Source organism: Kushneria indalinina DSM 14324, from assembly GCF_003385845.1.
GTDB classification, from domain to species: Bacteria; Pseudomonadota; Gammaproteobacteria; order Pseudomonadales; family Halomonadaceae; genus Kushneria; species Kushneria indalinina.
Genome location: NZ_QRDJ01000006.1, coordinates 1,353,524 through 1,374,103, shown reverse-complemented (window position 1 = coordinate 1,374,103; position 20,580 = coordinate 1,353,524). Strand labels below are relative to the sequence as shown.

Here is a 20,580-nt window from a genome sequence, read left to right as displayed (position 1 = left end):
TCAGGACTCCATGGGACAGGTAGTGTCGGCAAGTCTGGGCCGGGTCGTCAGTCGTTGTCCATGGTGATCGAACAGATGAAACGGTCCCTGGACGTTCAGGCCAGTCATCTGACCCGCCGTGGGCAGTTCTGTACCGGCGTGTCGCACCACCAGTCGCGCCTCGTGATCGGCCGGGCGTACATGAACCAGACTCTCCGAGCCCAGCGGCTCTACCAGCTCGATACGAGCCTCGATATGCCCTGCGTCCGAGGGCGTCAGCATGATGTGCTCGGGTCGGATGCCCACACTCAGCTCGCCCCTGAGCGGCTCCGTAGTGTCTGCCGGCACCCTGGTCAGCCAGTCGGGCAGATCATCGGTGGCAAAGGTCAGAAAGTTCATGGCCGGTGAACCGATAAAGCCGGCGACAAACCGGGTCGCAGGCTTTCGAAACAGTGCCATGGGCGTGCCGATCTGTTCGATGCGTCCGGCATTCATAACCACCAGCCGGTCGGCCATGGTCATGGCCTCGGTCTGATCATGGGTCACGTAGAGTGAGGTGATACCCAGGCGCTGCTGCAGGGCGCGAATCTCCTGACGCATCTGCACGCGCAGGCTGGCGTCCAGGTTGGACAACGGCTCGTCAAACAGGAACACGCGCGGCTCTCGAATCACGGCGCGACCCATGGCCACGCGCTGGCGCTGCCCGCCGGAGAGCTGGCGGGGTTTTCGATCCACAAGCGTGGCGATGTCCAGAAGCCGTGCGGTCTCCTCAACGCGCCGGGCGATCTCGGCCTTTGGGGTGCCGCGATTTTTAAGGCTATAGGCCAGGTTGTCGAACACGCTCATGTGCGGGTAGAGCGCATAGTTTTGAAACACCATGGCAATGTCACGCTCGGCCGGCTCCTGGCCGTTGACGCACGTCCCGTCGATCAAAAGCTCACCGCCGCTGATCGTTTCAAGCCCTGCCACCATGCGCAAAAGCGTTGACTTGCCACAGCCCGACGGGCCCACGACCACGATCATCTCGCCGTCATGGACGCTCAGTTCAATGTCATGCAATACGTCCGCGCCGCCCGCATAGCGCTTTCGAAGGCGTCTGAGTTCCAGTTCTGCCATGTTATTTCTCCGTATCCACCAGGCCCTTGATGAACCAGCGTTGCATGATGATGATCACGACCACCGGTGGCAGCAGGGCCAGCACGGTCATGGCGGTGGCCAGATGCCAGGGTGGGGTGCCATCGGTGGAAAGGGTCAGTCGCTTGAGGCTCATCACAAGCGTTGCGTTATCGGCGCTGCTCATGGCCACCAGCGGCCACAGGTATTGGTTCCAGCCGTAGATGAACATGATGACGAACAGCGCTGCGATATTGGTTTTGGACAACGGCAGCAAAATGTCGATAAAAAACCGCCACGGCCCGGCGCCGTCTACCCGGGCAGCCTCCATCAGTTCGGGAGGCAATGTCAGAAAGAACTGGCGAAAGAGGAAGGTTGCCGTGGCGCTGGCGATCAATGGCAGGATCAGCCCCGGATAGCTGTCGATCAGACCAAGGTCGGCGACCACGCCGTAGGTCGGCACGATGCGCACCTCGATGGGCAGCATGAGCGTGACAAAGATCAGCCAGAAGCAGCAGCGGCGAAACGGAAAGCGAAAAAAGACCAGCGCATAGGCCGCCAGAATCGCAAAGACCAGCTTGCCGATGGCGATGCCCAGCGCCATCAAAAGCGAGTTGAGCATCAGTCGCCAGGCAGGCACGCCAATGCCGCGGACCGGTTCGCTTAACAGCGTCAGGTAGTGATCCAGCCCGCTGGTGCCGAACGACAGCGGCAGCGTTCCGGAAAACAGCGCCCCGGGCGTCTGGGTCGAGGCCAGTACGGCCAGAATGACGGGCAGCATGAAGATCAGCGCCCCGATGATCAGCAGGGTGTGGGCCAGTACATCAAGGCCCGGGCGGTGATAGCGCATGACAAGGTTTCCTGACAGGGTTCAATGCGGTTGAAGGAACGTCAGTGGTACTGCACGCGGCGTTCGACATAGCGAAACTGTACCAGGGTCAACAGACCGACCATCAGCATCAACAGCACCGACTGCGCCGCCGAGCCGCCCAGATCCAGCCCCACAATGCCGTCCTGATAGAGCTTGTAGACCAGGGTGCGGGTGGCACCGCCCGGCCCGCCGCTGGTGGTTGTATCGATGGTGCCGAAGGTCTCGAAAAAGGCGTAGATGGTGTTCATGACCAGCAAAAAGAAAGTGGTAGGCGAGAGCAGTGGAAAGGTGATGGTCCAGAAGCGCCGCCAGGGTCCGGCGCCATCGATGGCAGCGGCCTCCAGCAGGCTGGCCGGAATGCCCTGAAGGCCGGCCAGAAAGAACACGAAGTTGTAGCTCATCTGCTGCCAGATGGCGGCAACGATTACCAGCGCCATGGCCTGACCACCGTTGAGCCGGAAATCCCAGTCAATGCCCAGCACCGTCATCGCCCGGGTCAGCACTCCCAGCGTGGGGTCAAGCATGAACATCCACAGCACGCCGGCCGCGGCGGGCGCCACGGCGTAGGGCCAGATCAGAAGCGTGCGGTAGGCGCGGCTGGCGCGCAGCACCCGATCGGCCATGGTGGCCAGCAACAGCGCAATGGCCATCGCCCCCAGCGCCACGCTGACGCTGAAGATGGCCGTATTGACCAGCGCTTCGTGGTAGCTCCGTGAGGCCAGCACCCGTGTGAAGTTGGCCAGGCCGGCGAAGGTTTCGCCCAGGCCGAAGGCATCCTGCACATACAGGGATTGTCGCAGGGCCGTGATGGCCGGCCAGAAAAAGAACACCAGCACGATGATGAGCTGGGGTGCCATGAGCATCCATGGCGTGAGGCGGTGACGTTGAAAGGTGGACATGGGCTGGCAGGAATATCCGAAAGACACAGAAAACAGGCAGGCTTGCCCCGACGTCAGCGCCGCCGGGGCAAGGCGTCAGCGCACGCTGCGCTCGAACTGCTCGAGCAGCTCGTTGCTTCGTTCGGCTGCGTCGTCCAGCGCCTGCTCAGCGCTCTTGTCGCCGTTGAGGGCCCGTTCGAGTTCCTCTTCGATAACATCACGAATCTGGGGCATGTTACCCAGACGCAGCCCGCGCGAGTTGTCGCTCGGCTCACCGCTGGTCATCTGCTTGAGGGCAATTTCGGTGCCGGGGTTTTCCTCATAGAAGTGCTGCTCCCGGGTCAGGGCATAGGCCTTGTCGGTAATGGGCAGATAGCCCGTGAACTGATGCCAGTCGGCCTGCACTTCCGGTGAAGAGAGGTAGTTGAAGAACCTGGCAACGCCCTGGTAGACCGCATCACTCTGCCCCTGGAGCACCCACAGCGAGGCGCCGCCGATAATCGAGTTTTTTGGTTGATCGATCACTTCGGGATCCCAGGGCAGGGGGGCCACACCGAATTCAAAGTTTTCGGTGTTGTCGCGCACACTGGCATAGCTTGCCGAGGAGGCCATCAGCATGGCGCAGCCGCCGGAGAAAAAGCGCGGTGAGGCCTGATCCTCGCGACCGCCATAGGCAAATACGCCGCTTTGCTGCCAGTCGATCAGATCCTGCACGTGGGCGACGACGGCGTCGCTTTCGTTGAACGTCATTCGCGCTGCAGGTCCGCCAAAACCGTTTTGCTCGCTGGCAAAGGGAATGTCATGGCGCGCGGCGAAGTTTTCGAGCTGAATCCAGCTGGGCCAGGTGGTCGTAAAGCCGCAGCTGGCGGCACCGCTGTCCGTGATGTTACGGCTCGCCTCGGCAATGTCTTCCCAGGTGGTCGGCGGGGCATCGGGATCAAGCCCGGCCTTTTCGAAAAGATCGCGGTTGTAATAGACCACAGGCGTTGAAGAGTTGAAGGGCAACGACAGCATGTCGCCATCCGTGGTGCTGTAATAGCCGGTGACGGCCGGCAGATAGCCGTCAGGGTCGAAAGGCTGGCCGGTGTCGGCCATGAGCTCATGCACCGGATAGATGGCGCCGCGGGCGTTCATCATGGTGGCCGTGCCGACTTCATAGACCTGGGTAATGGCCGGGGCATTACCGGCGCGGAAAGCGGCAATGGTTGAGGTCATGTTCTCGCTGTAGGTGCCCTTGTAGACCGGCTTGACCACGTAGTCGGACTGCGACTGATTAAAGCCTTCGGCGATCTCGTCGATCTTGTCACCCAGTCCGCCCTCCATGGCATGCCACCAGACGATATCGGTGGCGGCGCTGGCCGGCATGGCGCCCAGCGCCAGCGTGGACAGTGCTGCCATTGAAGCGATGCCCCTGAAACCCTTGACCATGTTGTGCTCCGCGTTGTCTTTATGGAAATCTCTGCTGCATCAATATGCTGAGAGGCCGGCGTGGCAATCATGTGTCGGATATGTGTCAGACGTGTGACAGTGCGCCAGGCGCGACAAGGGTTAGCCACAAAAGCGGGGCGCGTGGCATCATGACCCTTTTGAACGGCGGACAGACGCAGCTTTGAAGATTTCATATATCACCGACGCGCAGGATCGGGATGCTTGTCTGGCCATGCTCTGTGCCAGCGTATTCGGGCGGGAAGCGGGGCTTGCGCCCCTGGTCGAGTTTGCCGGCGTGAGCCGACTGCTGGAGCAGGAGTCGGCGCGTATCGTGGCCCTTTTTGATGACAGCGCAAGGCTCTGCTCGGTGGCCCTGCTGACGCTTGACGTGGAAGGGCGCGGGGTGGCACTCAGGCTTTTGGCCACGCCCGAGAAAAAGCAGGGCAGAGGGTATGGCCGTCGACTGGTCACCCGGCTCGGAGAGTCGACGGCGATGCGGGTCACGACCTCGGACCCAAGGCTTGAAGCCTTTTTCACCACCTTTGGTTTCGAGCGCTGGTATCGCCACGCCGATAGCGATCTGCGCACCGGTTTCAACGCGCGTTCCAGCGTGGATTCGCTCGAGCAGGCACCGGAGGTGGTGGATTTTCAGTCGGACGCCGTGCTGCGCGCCTTCAAGCGTGATTCGTCCCTGTTTGAGCGCCACAAGACCCGCTTTGCCGAAGGGCTTGAGCACTTCACTACGTTGATCTGACCGGCGGGCGTATTAAAAAACCCCGGCTATGGCCGGGGTTTTTTAATGGTCATCGACAGTTAGAAATTGATGCCGAAATTGGTCAGGAAGCTGGTATGCCAGCCGTCGTTGACCGGTGAGCCAAAATAGTTCAACCCGTTTTTGTTGGTCACGATGTCAAACCAGGCATAGTAGGGGCCAGCGGTCACCAGCACACCCAGGTCGTTGAGCATCGGATCTTTCTGACTGCCGGAGCCAACGATATCGTTGCCGAGGCTATCGATGGACGAGAAATCATTCGACGGGTCGATGTAGCTGAAATCATTGAAGAAAAACAGGTTTTCAACCGGGCCCCAGTCGACATCCATGCTGTAGCTGGCACTGGCCGTATACATCTGGCCGCGTTTTGGAATCAGGTAGTTAAAGCCAAAGGCACCGATCTGTACGGCGTTGTCGGAGATGCCGGACTGCGCTTCCGACGGATTTTTGGGGTTGTATTCATAGGTCGTGGCCTGAAACATGGTGCGCCAGTTGCCGTACGATCCGTCCAGTCCGATGGCTGCCGACCAGTTGTCACCGCTGCGGTTGGTCTGCTGATTGTAGAGCTGTCCGCCCTTGGCCGAGACGTTCAGCTGGGTCGAGTAGTCTTCGCCGTGGTCAAAGGTATAGCCGGCGCGGGCGGCGAGCTGATTCTCTTCGCTGTTGGCCTGCGGACTTTCACCAATAGCGTTGGCGCCATAGTGCTCGTTGCCGCTGCCCAGATTATCGCTTTTGAAAAAGGCCAGCGAGGTATCCCAGGGCCCCTGGCGGTGATCCCACTTGACCCCGGCATTCTGGTTGTCGTTGAAACCGGCGAGATAGGGCAGGGTGCCATACCACCCCTGATAGCCGTAGTCCATGTTGCCAAAGGGCGTCTGGACCAGACCAACGCGGATGGTGTCATCGTCATTAGGATTGAAACCGAGCCAGCCCGATTTCAGGAACTGGTAGCCGTCATAGAAGCGATACTCGAAGGCGTATTCAAGATCGCCTATCCCACCTTCCACGGCCAGAATGAACTTGCCGAAGTCCAGATCGCCGGCAGTATCCTTTTCAGTATTGAGAGTGCGGTTGCCGTTATCATCACGACTGCTTGTACGGCTCCAGTCGTTAAAGCTGCCACCAAACTCGAGCTTGCCGCTGATCTGGGTCTGCTGAATCTGCTCAATGGCAGAGCTGTTCTCTTGCGCCAGACTCTGCTGTGACTGTGACTGTGACTGCTGCGGATCAGCAGTGGCCGTAGTATCGCTTGTCGCTACGTCCTGATGATTATTGGAAGAGGCCGCCTGCTGGCTTTCCAGCCGGTCCAGCCTTTGCTGCATCTGCTCGAGCTGGGTGCGCAGCGCCTCGATGGTCTGCTGGTCATCCGGGGCGGCCTGCGCGGCGGTGGCGGCCATGGCCGTGGCAACGCTCAAGGAGAGCGCCAGCAGTTTCAGACGTCGTGAATCCGTTTGGGTTGTCATGGACTGTTCCTGTGATCGTTGTTATGTAGGGCAGACATGGAGCGGTTTTCTTGTGATTGTGATACGCCCTGTCACAGGTAACTTACCACTGGAAACTAAAGGTATAAACGCTGTTTATAAATAAAAGCAGACCGCTTTTGTTTGATGGCCGTAAACGCGAAAGGGCCCTTCCTGTGGTCAGGAAGGGCCCTTTTGTGTGTCTGTCTGAAGGCGTTGGTCAGCGTCGTCTCAGGCGATCCAGATAGAGATAGACCACCGGGGTGGTGTAGAGCGTCAGGATCTGACTGACGATCAGGCCGCCGACGATGGAGATGCCCAGCGGCGCGCGCAGGGCGGCATTTTCATCGGTGCCGAACATCAGCGGCAGGGCGCCCAGAATGGCGGCCAGGGTGGTCATCATGATGGGGCGAAAGCGCACCAGTGCCGCCTCGCGGATGGCGTCGCCTGAAGAAAGACCGCGCTCGCGTTCGGCGCTCAGGGCAAAATCCACCAGCATGATGGCGTTTTTCTTGACCACGCCGATCAGCAAAATGATGCCGATCAGGGCAATCAGGCTGAAAGGCTTGCCCAGCAGCATCAACGCCAGCAGCGCCCCTATCCCCCCGGAGGGCAGGGTAGACAGGATCGTCAGCGGATGAATGTAGCTCTCGTAGAGGATACCCAGCACCAGGTAGACCGTGACCAGCGCGGCGAGTATCAGCCAGGGCATTGCCTCTACGCCGCTTTGAAAGCTGGCGGCACTGCCCTCGAAGTCGGCCTGGATATCCGTGGGCAGGTGCAGTCGATCAAGGCGGTCGCTGATGATGTCGGTCGCCTCGGACAGGGACACTCCGTCGCTTAAATTGAACGATACCGTGGTGGCGGCAAACTGTCCCTGGTGGCTGACGCTGACCGGGCTGGTGCTGCGCTCGTAATGACTGAAGGTCGACAGCGGTATGGGGCTGCCCTCGTCGTTGACGATGTGCATCATCTCCAGTGACCTGGCCGAGCGCTGCCACTGCTGGGCGACTTCCAGCACCACGTAGTACTGGTTGGTGCCTTCATAGACGCTGGAGATCTGCCCCTGGGCGAAGGCGTTGCCCAGCAGGGTATCGATATCGCGCATGCTCAGGCCCAGTCGAGATGCCCGGTCGCGATCCACCACCAGTTTGATGGCCTGGCCGCCGTCGCGGTTATCGCTGTCCACGCCGGTGATTTCCGAAATGTCCCGCATCGCCTGCGCCACCCGCGGCGACCATTCCCGGAGCAGCGCCAGGTCGTCGCTTTTGAGCGTCAGCTCGTATTGGCTGTTGCTGGATGAGCGCCCGCCCATGCGCAGATCCTGCAGCCCGCGCATGAACACCTGCACCCCGGGAATGTCGCTCATCAGAGCGGAAAGGCGGTTACCGTTGGCGTTGGTATCGCCCTGACGATCCTCCTTGAGGGACACAAACAGGGTGGCCGAATTCATGCCGCCGCCGCCCGGGCCACTGCCGCCCAGAAAGCCCAGTACGCTTGCCACCGCGTCATCGGCCAGCAGGCGATCCCGCGCCATTTCCAGCTTGGCCGACATGGCCTCAAACGAGATGCTTTGATCGCCCCGCACCGCGCCGATCAACCGCCCGGTGTCCTGATCGGGCACGAAGCCCTTGTCGATGTGCACATACAAAAAGCCGTTAAGCACGATCACGGCCACCAGCGACAAGAGCGTCAGGCGCCGGTGGCGCAGGGCAACGTTCAGCGTGCGCTCATAGCCGGCCAGAATGGCCTGACCGCAGCGCTCGATCAGACGCGGGATTCTGCCCGGGGGGCGCTCATGCGCGGACCCTTTAAGCCAGCGCGAGCACAGCATCGGCGTGAGCGTCAGCGAGACCAGCAGCGACACCAGGACCGCTGTGGCCAGCGTCATGGCAAACTCGTGGAAGAGCCGGCCGACAAAGCCGCCCAGAAACAGCAGTGGCACGAACACGGCGACCAGCGACACGCTCATCGACAGCACCGTAAAGCCCACCTCACGCGCGCCCAAAAGCGCTGCCTGGCGCACGTCCATGCCGGCCTCGATGTGTCGGGCGATGTTTTCCACCACCACGATGGCGTCATCGACCACAAAGCCGATGGCAATGATCAGCGCCATCAGCGACAGCGTATTGAGCGAATAGCCCAGCAGATACATCACCATGAAGGTGCCCAGCAGCGACACCGGGATGACGGCGGTCGGGATCAGCGTGGCCCGCGGGTTGCGCAGAAAGACAAAGACCACCATCACCACCAGAAATACTGCCAGGATCAGGGTGATCTGGGTCTCCTGCAGCGAGGCGCTGATGCCGGGTGAACGATCCAGCACGGTATGCAGGTCGGCGCTGGCGGGCAGGGCGGCGTGGATGCCGGGCAGGCGCTCCTTGATGCGATCGATGGTCTCGATCACGTTGGCATCGCTGGCCGGGCTCACCACGATGACCACTGCCGGCTGGCGGTTGTAAAAGCCGACGTTGTAGATGTCCTCGACGCTTTTTTCGATGCGGGCCACATCGCCCAGGCGCATGACGTGATCGCCGTCGCGATGGATGATCAGATCACGATAGCCCTGTGCCTCGAACATCTGCGAGTCGGTATGCACACTCCAGCGATAGCGGTCATCTTCGGTAAAGCCGGTCGGCTGATTGCTGTTGGCGGCGTTGATGGCATCGCGGACCTCGTTCAGGCTGATGCCGGCGTTTTCGAGCTTGCGCGGGTTGAGCGTGACGCGTACCGCCGGCGAGGAGCTGCCGCCAACGCTGACGCGGGAAACCCCTTCGACCTGCGAGATGCGCGGAGCGATATCCTGATCGGCCAGGTTGTAAAGCGTGCCCTTGTCGATCTCGGCGCTGGTCAGTGACAGCAGCATGATCGGCGAGTCGGCCGGGTTGAGCTTGCGAAGCCGAGGAGAGCTGGTCATGGCGCTCGGCAGCAGCGCCTCGGCCCGGTTGATGGCCGCCTGTACCTCACGGGCGGCCTCGTTGATATCCTTTTCCAGGTCGAACTGAATGACGACGCTGGTCGAGCCGTCCGAACTCGACGACGTCATCTGGCTGATGCCGGCGATCTGGCCCAGCGAACGCTCCAGTGGGGTGGCCACCGTCGAGGCCATGGTCTCCGGGTTGGCCCCGGACAGACTGGCCGTGACCAGGATGGTGGGGAACGACACCGCCGGCAGCGGCGCCACCGGCAGGCGTGCGTAGGAGAGCAGTCCGCCCAGAATGATCGCCAGGGTCAGAAGCGAGGTGGCGATCGGTCGCTGAATAAAGGGCGAGGACAGACTCATGAGGCGTGTCCATCGGTGGCGGTCGTGTGGTCGGTACGGGTGACCCGGCTGGCCAGCCGGTCAAAGAACAGATAGATGACCGGCGTGGTAAAGAGTGTCAGCAGCTGACTGACCAGCAGCCCGCCGACCATGGCAAGGCCCAGCGGCTGGCGCAGCTCCGAGCCGAAGCCGCTGGCGAGCATCAGCGGAATGGCGCCAAACAGGGCGGCGAAGGTGGTCATCATGATGGGGCGAAAGCGCAACAGCGCGGCGCGATAGATCGCATCACCCGGCGTCAGCCCCATATGGCGCTGACCGTCGAGGGCAAAGTCGATCATCATGATGGCGTTTTTCTTGACGATCCCGATCAGCAAAATGATGCCGATGATCCCCACCATGCCCAGATCGTTGCCGGTAAGCATCAGCGCCAGAAGCGCCCCGATGGCCGCCGAGGGGAGAGTGGAGAGAATGGTCAGCGGATGGATGTAGCTCTCATACAAGACGCCCAGCACGATATACATCACCACCACGGCGGCCAGAATCAGCAACAGCGTGTTGGCCGTGGAGCCGGCAAACCCGAGCGCGGCGCCCTGATAGGCCATCTGCGTATCCTGATCAAGCTCCGCCTGGCTGGCTGCCTCATCGATGGCATCAAAGGCCTGGGACAGCGAGTAACCCGGTGCCACGTCAAAGGAGACGTTGGCGGCGGCGATACGGTTCTGGCGCGACAGTGACAGGCTCGCGTAGCGCTGCTCGACGCTGACCAGCGAGGTCAATGGCACCATGTCGCCGCTGTCGGCTTCCAGATAAAGGCGATCCAGCGCCGAGGGGCCGCGCTGCTGATCATCGGCGACGTTCATGACCACCCGGTACTGGTTGGACTGGGTAAAGATGGTCGAGATCAGGCGCTGACCGAAGGCATTGTAGAGCGTGGCATCGATATCGCTGACGCTGATGCCCAGCCGGCTGGCGCGGTCGCGGTCGATATCCAGATAGAGCTGCAGGCCGCGCTCCTGTAGATCCGAGGCCACGCCCGAAACGGCCGGCGACTGGCGGATCTCATCCAGCAGGGCTTCCACATCGCGTGACAGAAGGCCGGCATCGTTGTTGGTTACCGACATCTGGTACTGATAGCGGCTGACGTTGTCATCCAGCGTCAGATCCTGCAGCGGCTGCAGATAGAGCCGCATGCCGGCCACGGTTTGGGCCTTGTCGTTGAGCCGCTCGATGACCTGCTGGGCGCCGTCACGGTCGGACAGCGGCTTGAGGTTGATCTGAAAGCGCCCGGTATTGAGCGTGCTGTTGTCCTCGTTGACGCCAATGGTCGAGGAGAGGCTCTCCACCGCCGGGTCGTTCAGGATGATGTCGGCCAGCGCCTTTTGATGTTCGGCCATCGCGTCAAAGGAGATCGACTGATCCGCCTCGCTGATACCGCGAATGGCGCCGGTATCCTGCTGCGGAAAGAGCCCCTTGGGAATGGCCAGATACAACAGCGCCGTGACGCCAAAGGTGATGACGGCCACTGCCAGGGTCAGGCGCTGGCGGGCCAGCACCCATCGAAGCCCGCGGTCATAAAGGCGCAGCAGTCGTCCGAAAAGCCCCGAGTAGCTCTCGGCATGGGCCTGGGCATCATCGCTGTCGGCGCCTTTTTCGGGCGCGCGTGCCTTGAGCATTTTGGCGCACAGCATGGGGGTGAGCGTCAGGGAAATGAACGCCGAGATCACGATGGCCACGGCCAGCGTAATGGCGAACTCGCGGAACAGGCGCCCGACCACGTCTTGCATGAACAGCAGCGGAATCAGCACCGCCACCAGCGACACGGTCAGCGAGATGATGGTGAAAAAGATCTGTTTGGCGCCCTTGAGCGCCGCATCCAGGGGTTTTTCGCCCTTCTCCAGGTAGCGAATGATGTTCTCCAGCACCACGATCGCATCATCAATGACAAAGCCGGTGGCAATGGTCAGGGCCATCAGGGTGAGGTTGTTGAGGCTGAAGCCCGCCAGATGCATGACGCCGAAGGTGCCGATCAGCGACATGGGCACGGCCAGGCTCGGGATGATGGTGGCCGGGATGTTGCGCAAAAACAGAAAGGTAATGAGGATGACCAGCCCCACGGCCAGCACCAGCTCGAACTGGGTATCCTCGACCGAGGCGCGAATGGTCTGGGTGCGATCGCTGAGCACCGAGATATCCACGCTGTCGGGCAGGCTTGCCTGCAGCTCGGGCAACTGGCGCTGAATGTCGTCGACCACGCTGGTGACATTGGCGCCGGGCTGGCGCTGAACGCTGATGATCAGCGCCGGGTCACGATCGGCCCAGGCGGTCAGCCAGGCATTCTCCGAGCCCTCATGAACGTTTGCGATATCGCGAAGGCGCAGCGGCATGTCGTTGTCGTATTTGATGATCAGGTCGCGGTACTGCTCGGGAGAGGTGAGCTGATCGTTGGCATCGATGGTCAGCGCCCGATAGGGACCATACAGGGTGCCCTTGGGCTGATTGACGTTGGCCGCCGTGATGGCATTGCGCACCGCTTCCATGTCCAGCCCGTGGGCCGCCATGCGGCGAGCGTCGCCGTCGATACGGATGGCGGGCTCATGCCCGCCGGACAGGGACACCAGACCGACACCGCTGACCTGGGAAAGGCGCTGTACCAGTCGGGTATCGACCAGATCATAGACGCGCGTCAGCGGCAGGCTGTCCGAGCGCACGGCCAGCGTCATGACCGGGGCGTCCGCCGGGTTGACCTTGCTGTAGCTCGGCGGCATGGGCAGGTCATTGGGCAGCAGATTGCTGGCCTGGTTAAGGGCGGCCTGCACATCCTGCTCGGCCACGCCCAGGTCGCTGTCGAGGCCAAAGCGCAGCGTGATGAGCGACGCGCCCCCGGTGCTGGTGGAGCGCATGTCCTCAAGCCCGGATATCTGGCCGAGCTGATCCTCCAGCGGCGAGGTGACGTTGGAGAGCATGATGTCGGGACTGGCACCCGGGTAGAGCGTCGTCACCTGAATGGTGGGGTAATCCACCTCCGGCAGGGAGGCCACCGGCAGCAGTCGATAGGCCATGACGCCGGCCAGCAGAATGGCCAGCATGATCAGCGAGGTGGCGACCGGCCGGAGGATGAAAAGACGCGACGGGTTCATGACGATCGTTCACCCTCGCCGGCGGGCTCATCGGTTGACTTGAGCTGACCCTCATTGGTGGTCTCGCCCGCCGGGGGGGCCTCGTCCGTGGCGTCGCTTTCGCCCGGCAGGTTGTTACTGACCACGTTGACGCTGGCGCCATCGCGCAGGCGATCCACGCCATCCACCACCACCCGCTCGCCGACCTCAAGGCCGGAGTCGATGACGGCATGCAGATCGTCACTGGCACCCACGCTCACACTGCGCTGATGGACGGTGTCCTCGTCATCCACCACATAGACATGGTTGCCGGCTTCGCTGTTCTGGATGGCGGTCTCGGGCACAATCACCACGTTTTCCAGCGTGGCCAGAGTGAGCTCCACGTTGACAAAGGCATTGGGGTAGAGCTGCTCGTCGTCATTATCCAGCCGCGCGCGCAGCCGTACCGTGCCGGTATCGGTATTGATGGCGCTGTCGATGCTGGTCAGCTCGCCTGTCGCGATCGAGTCAGAGGCGCTGTCATCCATGACGCTGACCATCATGGGCTTCTGCTGCATGCTGTTGCGTACCCGGGAGAGATACTGGCCGGGCAGGGAGAACACGACCGAAATGGGATTGAGCGCGGTCAGGGTGGCGATAGGGTTCTCATCGCCGGTGGCGACAATGTTGCCCGGATCCACGTTGCGCAGCCCGATGATGCCATCGGCCGGGGCACGCACGGTGGTGTAGTCCAGCTGAACACGGGCGCTCTGAATATTGGCGCGGGAGGCTTCCACGGCGCCCTGATACTGTTGCACCAGCTGGCGCTGGGTTTCCAGGTCCTGACGCGAGACGTTGTTGGCGCGGCTTAAATTCTCATAGCGCTTAAGGTCTTCCCGGGCCGTGGCCAGCTGCGCCTGATTCTGGGTCAGCTCGGCGTTGGCCTGGGCCAGCTGTGCCTGATAGGTACGGTCATCAATATGCGCCAGTACCTGATCCCTTTCGACGCGCTGACCTTCCTCGAAGTCTACCGATAGCAGTTCGCCTTCGATACGAGGCCGAATCTCGACACTCGAAAGTGAGCGTACGGTGCCCAGAGCACTCAGGGTGACCGGGAAGTCCCCCTGTCGGGCCATCACTGCGGCCACCGCAGAGCGTGGCATGGCGCCGTCCTGTGAGTCGGTGTCATCGCTTTCCGGGCTCTCGCGCAGAAAAAACCACCACACAATGATCAGGCCAATCAGGAGTAACAGGGTCCACAAAAGCACACGTTTGACGGTAATACGGCGCGTTGAAGGGGGGTGAGACATGCGTCCACTTCCGTTGTCAGGCTGTTGTTGTCCCACGACCGGCACCGGGCAGGCACTCGTCGATGGGTGGTGTCAGGTTAACGTTTTTATCGGCGGTCATTGAGGAAATATCAGGAAACGCCGCATGAGATTAGGCATAGGCTTCATGGGATGACATCATTTCACCTGCAGGGGATCAGTTTACCTCATCATCCGGGGAGCTGACCCGGGCGTCGTACCACGGCCCGAACATTGTGGTGGACGCAAAAGGTAGTTTAACTACAAAAACGAGACAATTCGGATAAACTGATCCATTCCCTTCGAGACCGTGACAGGCGAGGTTTTCATGCACACCACCCTGACCCGCGTAACCCGGCGCATCATCGAGCGATCCGAGTCGCGCCGCGCCCTGTATGAAGCTCGCATGCAGGAACAGCATCGCCGAGGTGTTCATCGCGGCGCGCTTGACTGCGGCAATCTGGCCCATGGCTTTGCTGCCTGCAGCGCCTCTGACAAGCAGCAGCTCAAGCTGACCAACAGCGCCAACCTGGGCATCGTAACGTCCTACAACGATATGCTCTCGGCCCATCAGCCCTTTGAGCGATTCCCCGACGTCATTCGCGAAGCCGCGCGCCGCATGGGCTCAACGGCTCAGGTCGCCGGCGGTGTGCCGGCCATGTGTGACGGCGTCACCCAGGGCCAGCCCGGCATGGAGCTGTCACTCTTTTCACGCGACAGCATTGCCCGCAGCGCCGCCATCGGGCTTTCTCACAACATGTTCGATGCCGCGCTTTTTCTGGGGGTATGCGACAAGATCATCCCCGGGCTTTTCATCGCCGCCGCCCGCTTTGGGCATCTGCCGGCCGTCTTTGTTCCCGCAGGACCCATGCCCAGCGGCCTGCCCAACAAGGAAAAGGCGCGCATTCGTCAGAAATTTGCCGAAGGCAAGGTGGGGCGCGCCGAGCTTCTGGAGTCGGAATCCGCCTCCTATCATGCCCCCGGCACCTGCACCTTTTACGGCACGGCCAACTCCAATCAGCTGATGATGGAGATCATGGGGCTGCATCTGCCGGGGTCTTCCTTTGTCAATCCCAATACGCCGCTGCGCGATGCCCTGACGGCCCATGGCACCGAGCGCGCGATCAAGAACTCCGAGCCGGGCGGCAGCTATCTGCCCTTCTGGCAGCAGATCGATGCGCGTGCGATCGTCAATGCGCTGGTGGGGCTGCTGGCTTCGGGTGGGTCCACCAACCATACCCTGCACCTGATCGCCATGGCGGGCGCGGCCGGCATTACCCTGAACTGGGATGACTTTGCCGAGCTCTCGGCGGTGGTGCCCAGCCTGATGCATGTCTACCCGAGCGGGCAGGCGGATGTAAACCACTTCCACGCCGCCGGCGGCATGAGCGTCCTGATCCGGGAGCTGCTCAAGGGTGGCCTGCTGCATGGCGATATCCCGACTGTCACGGGGAAAACGCTGGCGGAAAGCTACACGCAGGAGCCTTTCCTGGAAGGGGACAGGCTGGTCTGGCGTGAGGGCCCGGCAGAGAGTCTGGACCCGGACGTGCTCACCGACGTTGAGCATCCCTTCTCGCCCACGGGCGGGCTGGCGGTACTGGATGGCAATCTCGGGCGTGGCGTGATAAAGATTTCTGCGGTCAAACCGGAGTTTCGTATTATTGAGGCGCCGGTGAGGGTGTTTGCCGATCAGGACGCACTCAAGACGGCCTTTAATAACGGTGAACTCGAGCGTGATGTCATTGCCGTGGTGCGTTTTCAAGGTCCGCGTGCCAATGGTATGCCCGAGCTTCACAAGCTCACGCCCTATCTCGGGTCACTGCTGGATCGGGGCTTCAAGGTAGCGCTGGTGACCGATGGCCGCATGTCCGGGGCTTCCGGCAAGGTGCCGGCTGCGATTCACATGACCCCCGAGGCGCTGGATGGCGGGCCGCTGGCGCGACTGCGCGATGGTGACATGGTTCGACTCGATTCGATCAGCGGTCGCCTTGAGGTGCTCATCGATGCCGAGGAGTTCGCCGCACGGCAGTGTGCTCAGGCCGATCTTGAGCAGTATCATCACGGTCTGGGCCGGGAGATGTTTGCCGGCATGCGTGCGCTGGTGGGCAGCGCCGAGGAGGGCGCCAGCACCTTTGGCGGCTTCGAGGCCGCCGAGGTAGCACCTGTCTCGCCCGTTGACAGGGAGCGCTCCCCGGTCTGCATCGATTCCATCAATGCAGGCCACGAATGAAAGACACCGGGCACAGGCCCGGTGTTTTTTCATGATCAGACCGTGAGAGGCTACTGATGCGCTTGAGAGCCACCAGTCTCGCGGGCGTTCTGCCCGGGCTTTTGCGCGGTATAAAACGTCACCTCGGTCAGCGGATGCAGCGGCTGGCGGGAACGCACGCTGTCGGCCAGCTTTTCCGCCATCATGATGGTGGTGGCGTTGAGGTTGCCGGTCACGATGATGGGCATGAGGGAGGCATCAATCACGCGCAGCCCTTCCATGCCGTGCACACGCCCCTGGCCATCCACCACGGCATCCGGCCCTTCGCCCATGCGGCAGGTACCACAGGGGTGATAGGCCGTCTCGGCGTGATGGCGCACGAACTCGTCGAGCTGCTCATCGCTTTGAATATCAGGGCCTGGTGCGATTTCGCGGCCACGGTAGGCATCCAGCGCCGGCTGTTCGATGATACGCCGTGTGACGCGAATGGCGTCACGAAACTCTTCCCAGTCCCGCGTCTCGCTCATGTAGTTGAACAGGATGCTGGGCGCCTCGTCCGGGTTGCGCGACTTGATTTTGACGCGCCCGCGACTTTTCGAGCGCATCGACCCGACGTGAGCCTGAAATCCGTGGGCCTGGACGGCGCTTTTGCCGTTGTAGCTGATGGCACACGGCAGGAAGTGATACTGCAGATTGGGCCAGGATTCGCCCTCATCGGTGCGAATGAAACCGCCGGCCTCGAACTGGTTGCTGGCGCCGATGCCCTTGCCCTGAAAGAGCCACTCGGCCCCGATCCCGGGCTGGTTGTACCACTTCAGCGCCGAATAGAGCGTAATGGGCTGCTTGCATTCGTACTGGATGTACATCTCCAGGTGATCCTGCAGGTTCTTGCCGACACCTGGCAGCTCGTGCACTACGTCGATGCTCATCTCTCGGAGCCAGTCGGGATCGCCTATTCCTGAGCGCTGCAGGATGGCCGGCGAGGCGATGGCGCCGGCGCACAGCAGCACTTCTCGACGGGCATGGGCCTGCTGGTTCTGGCCTCGGCGGGAATAGGCAACGCCAGCGGCTTGTTTGCCTTCGACCAGGATCCGGTCGGTCACGGCGTGCGTTTCGATCGTCAGGTTATGGCGATGGCGGGCAATGTCGAGATAGCCCCGCGCGGTTGAAGCGCGACGGCCGTTGGGCGTGGTGGTGCGATCCATCGGCCCAAAGCCTTCCTGCTTATAGCCGTTGAGATCGTCGGTTTCCCCGTAGCCCGCCTGTTTGCCGGCCTCGATGAAGGCGCGGTTGAGCGGATTGGTGGTTGGCCTGGGGGTGGCGACCTGCACCGGGCCGTGGTCGCCATGATAGTCGTTGCCGCCGATGTCGCGGGTTTCGGCCTTCTTGTAATAGGGCAGGCAGTGGGCATAGCCCCAGTCGTCCAGGCCGGGCAGTTCGGTCCAGCCTTCCAGATCCATGGCGTTGCCGCGGATATAGCACATGCCGTTGATCAGCGATGAGCCACCCAGTCCCTTGCCGCGACCGCACTCCATGCGCCGATCGTTCATGAAGGGTTCGGGGTCGGTCTCAAAGGCCCAGTTGTAGCGCTTGCCCTGCAGCGGATAGGCCAGCGCCGCCGGCATCTGGGTGCGAAAATCAAGTCGGTAATCCGGCCCGCCGGCCTCCAGCAGCAGTACGGTGACATCGTCGTCTTCAGTCAGACGCGCCGCCAGTACGTTGCCGGCCGACCCGGCGCCGATGATGATGTAGTCGTATTCACGTGTGTCAGTCATCAAGCCCTCCTGAGGAGTCATGGGCGGGGCATCGGTAACCGTGATGCCTGCCCTGTCAAAACGAGAAGCGCCGATCAAAACGCCGATTCAAACGGGCCCATCTCGATCTGGACGGATTTGACCCTGGTATAGTGCGAAAGCGTCAGCAGGCCGTTTTCGCGGCCCACGCCGGACTGCTTGTAGCCGCCGACCGGCATCTGTGCCGGACTGTCGCCCCAGGTGTTGACCCAGCAGATGCCGGCTTCGAGCTGGTGCACCACGCGATGCGCGCGGTTGAGCCCTTCGGTGAATAGCCCGGCGGCCAGGCCGTATTCGGTGTCGTTGGCGCGGCGAATGACTTCCTCTTCATCGTCAAAGGCCAGAATCGACATCACGGGCCCAAAAATCTCTTCCTTCACGATGCGCATGTCATCGCTGCAGTCGGTAAATATGGTGGGGGCCACAAACGCCCCCTTGCCGAAGTCACCCTCGGTCATGCGTGCACCGCCCACCAGCAGACGTGCGCCGTCCTGGCGGCCGGCTTCCAGATAGTCGCAGACCTTTTCCAGATGCTCGAAGCTGACCAGCGGGCCGAAGTTGGTGGCCGGGTCCAGCGGGTCACCAGCCTTCACGCGCTCGACGCGCTCGAGCAGCTTCGCTTCAAAGGCTTCCTTGACCGAGCGTTCCACGAACACGCGCGTGCCGTTGGTGCAGACCTGGCCGGTGGAGTAGAAGTTGGCCATCATCGCCCCATCGGCGGCGCGATCAAGATCGGCATCGGCAAAGACGAGCAGGGGCGACTTGCCGCCCAGCTCCATGGTGACTTCCTTCAGTGATGATGACGCAGACGCCGCCATGACCTTCTTGCCAGTGTCGGCCTCGCCGGTAAAGGAGATCTTGTCGATGCCAGGGTGCTCGGTCAGCATCGCGCCGACGCGACCATCGCCCTGCACGACGTTGAACACGCCGTCCGGCAGACCGGCCTCGGTGAAAATTTCGGCCACCATCAGCGTGGTCAGCGGGGTAACTTCGCTGGGTTTTAAAATCATGGCATTGCCGGTGGCCAGCGCCGGCGCCGATTTCCAGCAGGCAATCTGGATCGGGTAGTTCCATGCACCGATGCCGGCACAGACGCCCAGCGGCTCACGACGGGTGTAGGCAAAGGAGTCAGAACGGATGGGAATCTGCTCGCCTTCGACCGCGGCGGCCAGGCCTGCGTAGTATTCGAGCTGGTCGGCGCCGGTGACAATGTCTACGGCCGTGGTTTCGCTCAGCGGCTTGCCGGTATCCAGAGATTCGATGCGGGCAATCTCGTCGTTTCTTTCGCGCAGCAGGGCCACGGCACGATTGAGAACGCGTGCGCGCTCGACACCGGTCATTGCCCCCCAGATCTTCTGACCGCGACGTGCGGACTCGACGGCGCGGTCAATATCACCCTGAGAGGCCTGCTGAATCTCGGCCAGTACGTCACCGTTGTAAGGATTGATGGACTCAAAGGTCTCACCCGAGGTCGCGTCAACGCGCTTGCCATCAATATAGAGCTGCTGGGGATCGAACAGGGCCATGGGGCCTCCCGGATAAACAGTGGAAGTCGAAGTGCCAGAACTAGAGCACGGCGTCAGGCTGTGTTGCCGCCATCAAGCTGCTCATCGATATAGCGACGGGCCAGCGCGACGGCATTCGAGGTATCAAACTTTTCCGGTGCCAGCGCACCACGCAGCCACAGACCGTCGATGAGTGCCGCCAGACCCTGAGCGGCAGGGCGTGCCTGAGCAGGGGGCAGATGCTTTCTGAACTGATGGCTGATATTGGAGTAGAGACGACGGTCGTTGACCCTTTGCAGTCGCTGCAGATTGGGCTTGTGCATGCTGGTGGTCCAGAAGGCCAGCCATGTCTTCATCACCGCCTGACTGACCTGACTGCGGTCAAAGTTGCTTTCCACAATCGCATAAAGATGCGCTTTTGCATCATTGCTGTTCAGCGCCTGGCGTCGCCTGGCCACCGATTTACCGAGATCGCCGAGAATGTGGCGCATGGTGGCCTCGAGGAGGCCGTCCTTGCCGCCAAAATAGTGGCTGATAATCCCGGCAGAAACGCCGGCACGCCGCGAAATCTGCATGATGGTGCTGTCCGCCAGACCGGCTTCGTCGATGATGGCCATGGTGGCGTCGATCAACTGCTGCCGCCGAATGGGCTCCATACCTACCTTGGGCACTGCTCCCTCTCCTGTAATGGAAGGCCTCTTGTGATACCCAGAGTAAGCTTTTTTTATTGAACGGACAATCAATAAAGGGTTTGGGCTGGTTCTGCTCGCGTGCAGGGCATGACGGCTGCAGGGCAGGCCTGAGTAATTTCATGAATGTGGGCCTCACACAAAAGAGGGTGCCAGTCCGGGAAGAATTCACGATCCCTGAGGCGACGCTCTTCGAGGGATTGGCATACCCATGGCGCT

13 protein-coding genes are annotated in these 20,580 nt (G+C 61.5%); 2 read left to right on the top strand and 11 right to left on the bottom strand.

Annotation, left to right across the window (positions count from 1 at the left end):
* From C8D72_RS06435 to ugpB, 4 genes are all read right to left on the bottom strand, one after another.
* Entirely contained in the window at positions 1-1,095 is a 1,095-nt protein-coding gene (locus C8D72_RS06435) for an ABC transporter ATP-binding protein (RefSeq protein ID WP_115853503.1), read from the bottom strand.
* Position 1,096: 1 nt separating this feature from the next.
* Positions 1,097-1,942 (bottom strand): sn-glycerol-3-phosphate ABC transporter permease UgpE, encoded by an 846-nt coding sequence (ugpE, locus tag C8D72_RS06430; RefSeq protein WP_115853502.1) that lies wholly within the window; start codon positions 1,940-1,942, stop codon positions 1,097-1,099.
* Positions 1,943-1,983: 41 nt separating this feature from the next.
* Positions 1,984-2,862 (bottom strand): sn-glycerol-3-phosphate ABC transporter permease UgpA, encoded by an 879-nt coding sequence (gene ugpA / locus C8D72_RS06425; protein ID WP_115853501.1) that lies wholly within the window; start codon positions 2,860-2,862, stop codon positions 1,984-1,986.
* A 75-nt stretch (positions 2,863-2,937) separates the two neighbouring features.
* The gene (ugpB, locus tag C8D72_RS06420) at positions 2,938-4,269 is read right to left on the bottom strand and encodes a sn-glycerol-3-phosphate ABC transporter substrate-binding protein UgpB (RefSeq protein ID WP_115853500.1); all 1,332 of its coding nucleotides are present in this window, start codon (positions 4,267-4,269) and stop codon (positions 2,938-2,940) included.
* Between the two features lie 232 nt (positions 4,270-4,501).
* Between ugpB and C8D72_RS06415 the strand changes: the two genes are divergently transcribed.
* Positions 4,502-5,023 (top strand): hypothetical protein, encoded by a 522-nt coding sequence (locus C8D72_RS06415; RefSeq protein ID WP_147301503.1) that lies wholly within the window; start codon positions 4,502-4,504, stop codon positions 5,021-5,023.
* 59 nt (positions 5,024-5,082) lie between these two features.
* Here C8D72_RS06415 and C8D72_RS06410 read toward each other — a convergent pair whose 3' ends face one another.
* From C8D72_RS06410 to C8D72_RS06395, 4 genes are all read right to left on the bottom strand, one after another.
* Entirely contained in the window at positions 5,083-6,504 is a 1,422-nt protein-coding gene (locus tag C8D72_RS06410) for a hypothetical protein (RefSeq protein WP_115853498.1), read from the bottom strand.
* 217 nt (positions 6,505-6,721) lie between these two features.
* Positions 6,722-9,784, bottom strand: coding sequence for an efflux RND transporter permease subunit (locus C8D72_RS06405; RefSeq protein ID WP_115853497.1), 3,063 nt, complete (start codon positions 9,782-9,784; stop codon positions 6,722-6,724).
* Positions 9,781-12,900: a multidrug efflux RND transporter permease subunit gene (locus C8D72_RS06400; RefSeq protein ID WP_115853496.1), complete on the bottom strand. Its 3,120-nt coding sequence runs from the start codon at positions 12,898-12,900 to the stop codon at positions 9,781-9,783. Before C8D72_RS06400 ends, C8D72_RS06405 begins: the two co-directional genes overlap by 4 nt.
* Entirely contained in the window at positions 12,897-14,168 is a 1,272-nt protein-coding gene (locus C8D72_RS06395) for an efflux RND transporter periplasmic adaptor subunit (RefSeq protein ID WP_115853495.1), read from the bottom strand. The genes C8D72_RS06400 and C8D72_RS06395 overlap by 4 nt, the downstream gene beginning before the upstream one ends.
* Positions 14,169-14,493: 325 nt before the next feature.
* Here C8D72_RS06395 and edd point away from each other — a divergent pair, with 325 nt between their 5' ends.
* Positions 14,494-16,395: a phosphogluconate dehydratase gene (gene edd, locus C8D72_RS06390; RefSeq protein WP_115853494.1), complete on the top strand. Its 1,902-nt coding sequence runs from the start codon at positions 14,494-14,496 to the stop codon at positions 16,393-16,395.
* A 50-nt stretch (positions 16,396-16,445) separates the two neighbouring features.
* Here edd and betA read toward each other — a convergent pair whose 3' ends face one another.
* From betA to betI, 3 genes are all read right to left on the bottom strand, one after another.
* Entirely contained in the window at positions 16,446-18,149 is a 1,704-nt protein-coding gene (gene betA, locus C8D72_RS06385) for a choline dehydrogenase (protein ID WP_115853493.1), read from the bottom strand.
* 74 nt (positions 18,150-18,223) lie between these two features.
* Positions 18,224-19,693 (bottom strand): betaine-aldehyde dehydrogenase, encoded by a 1,470-nt coding sequence (betB, locus tag C8D72_RS06380; protein WP_115853492.1) that lies wholly within the window; start codon positions 19,691-19,693, stop codon positions 18,224-18,226.
* 53 nt (positions 19,694-19,746) lie between these two features.
* Positions 19,747-20,343 carry a transcriptional regulator BetI gene (gene betI / locus C8D72_RS06375; protein WP_211308767.1) on the bottom strand — a complete coding sequence of 199 codons (597 nt, stop codon included), beginning with the start codon at positions 20,341-20,343 and terminating at the stop codon, positions 19,747-19,749.
* Between the last annotated feature and the right edge of the window lie 237 nt (positions 20,344-20,580).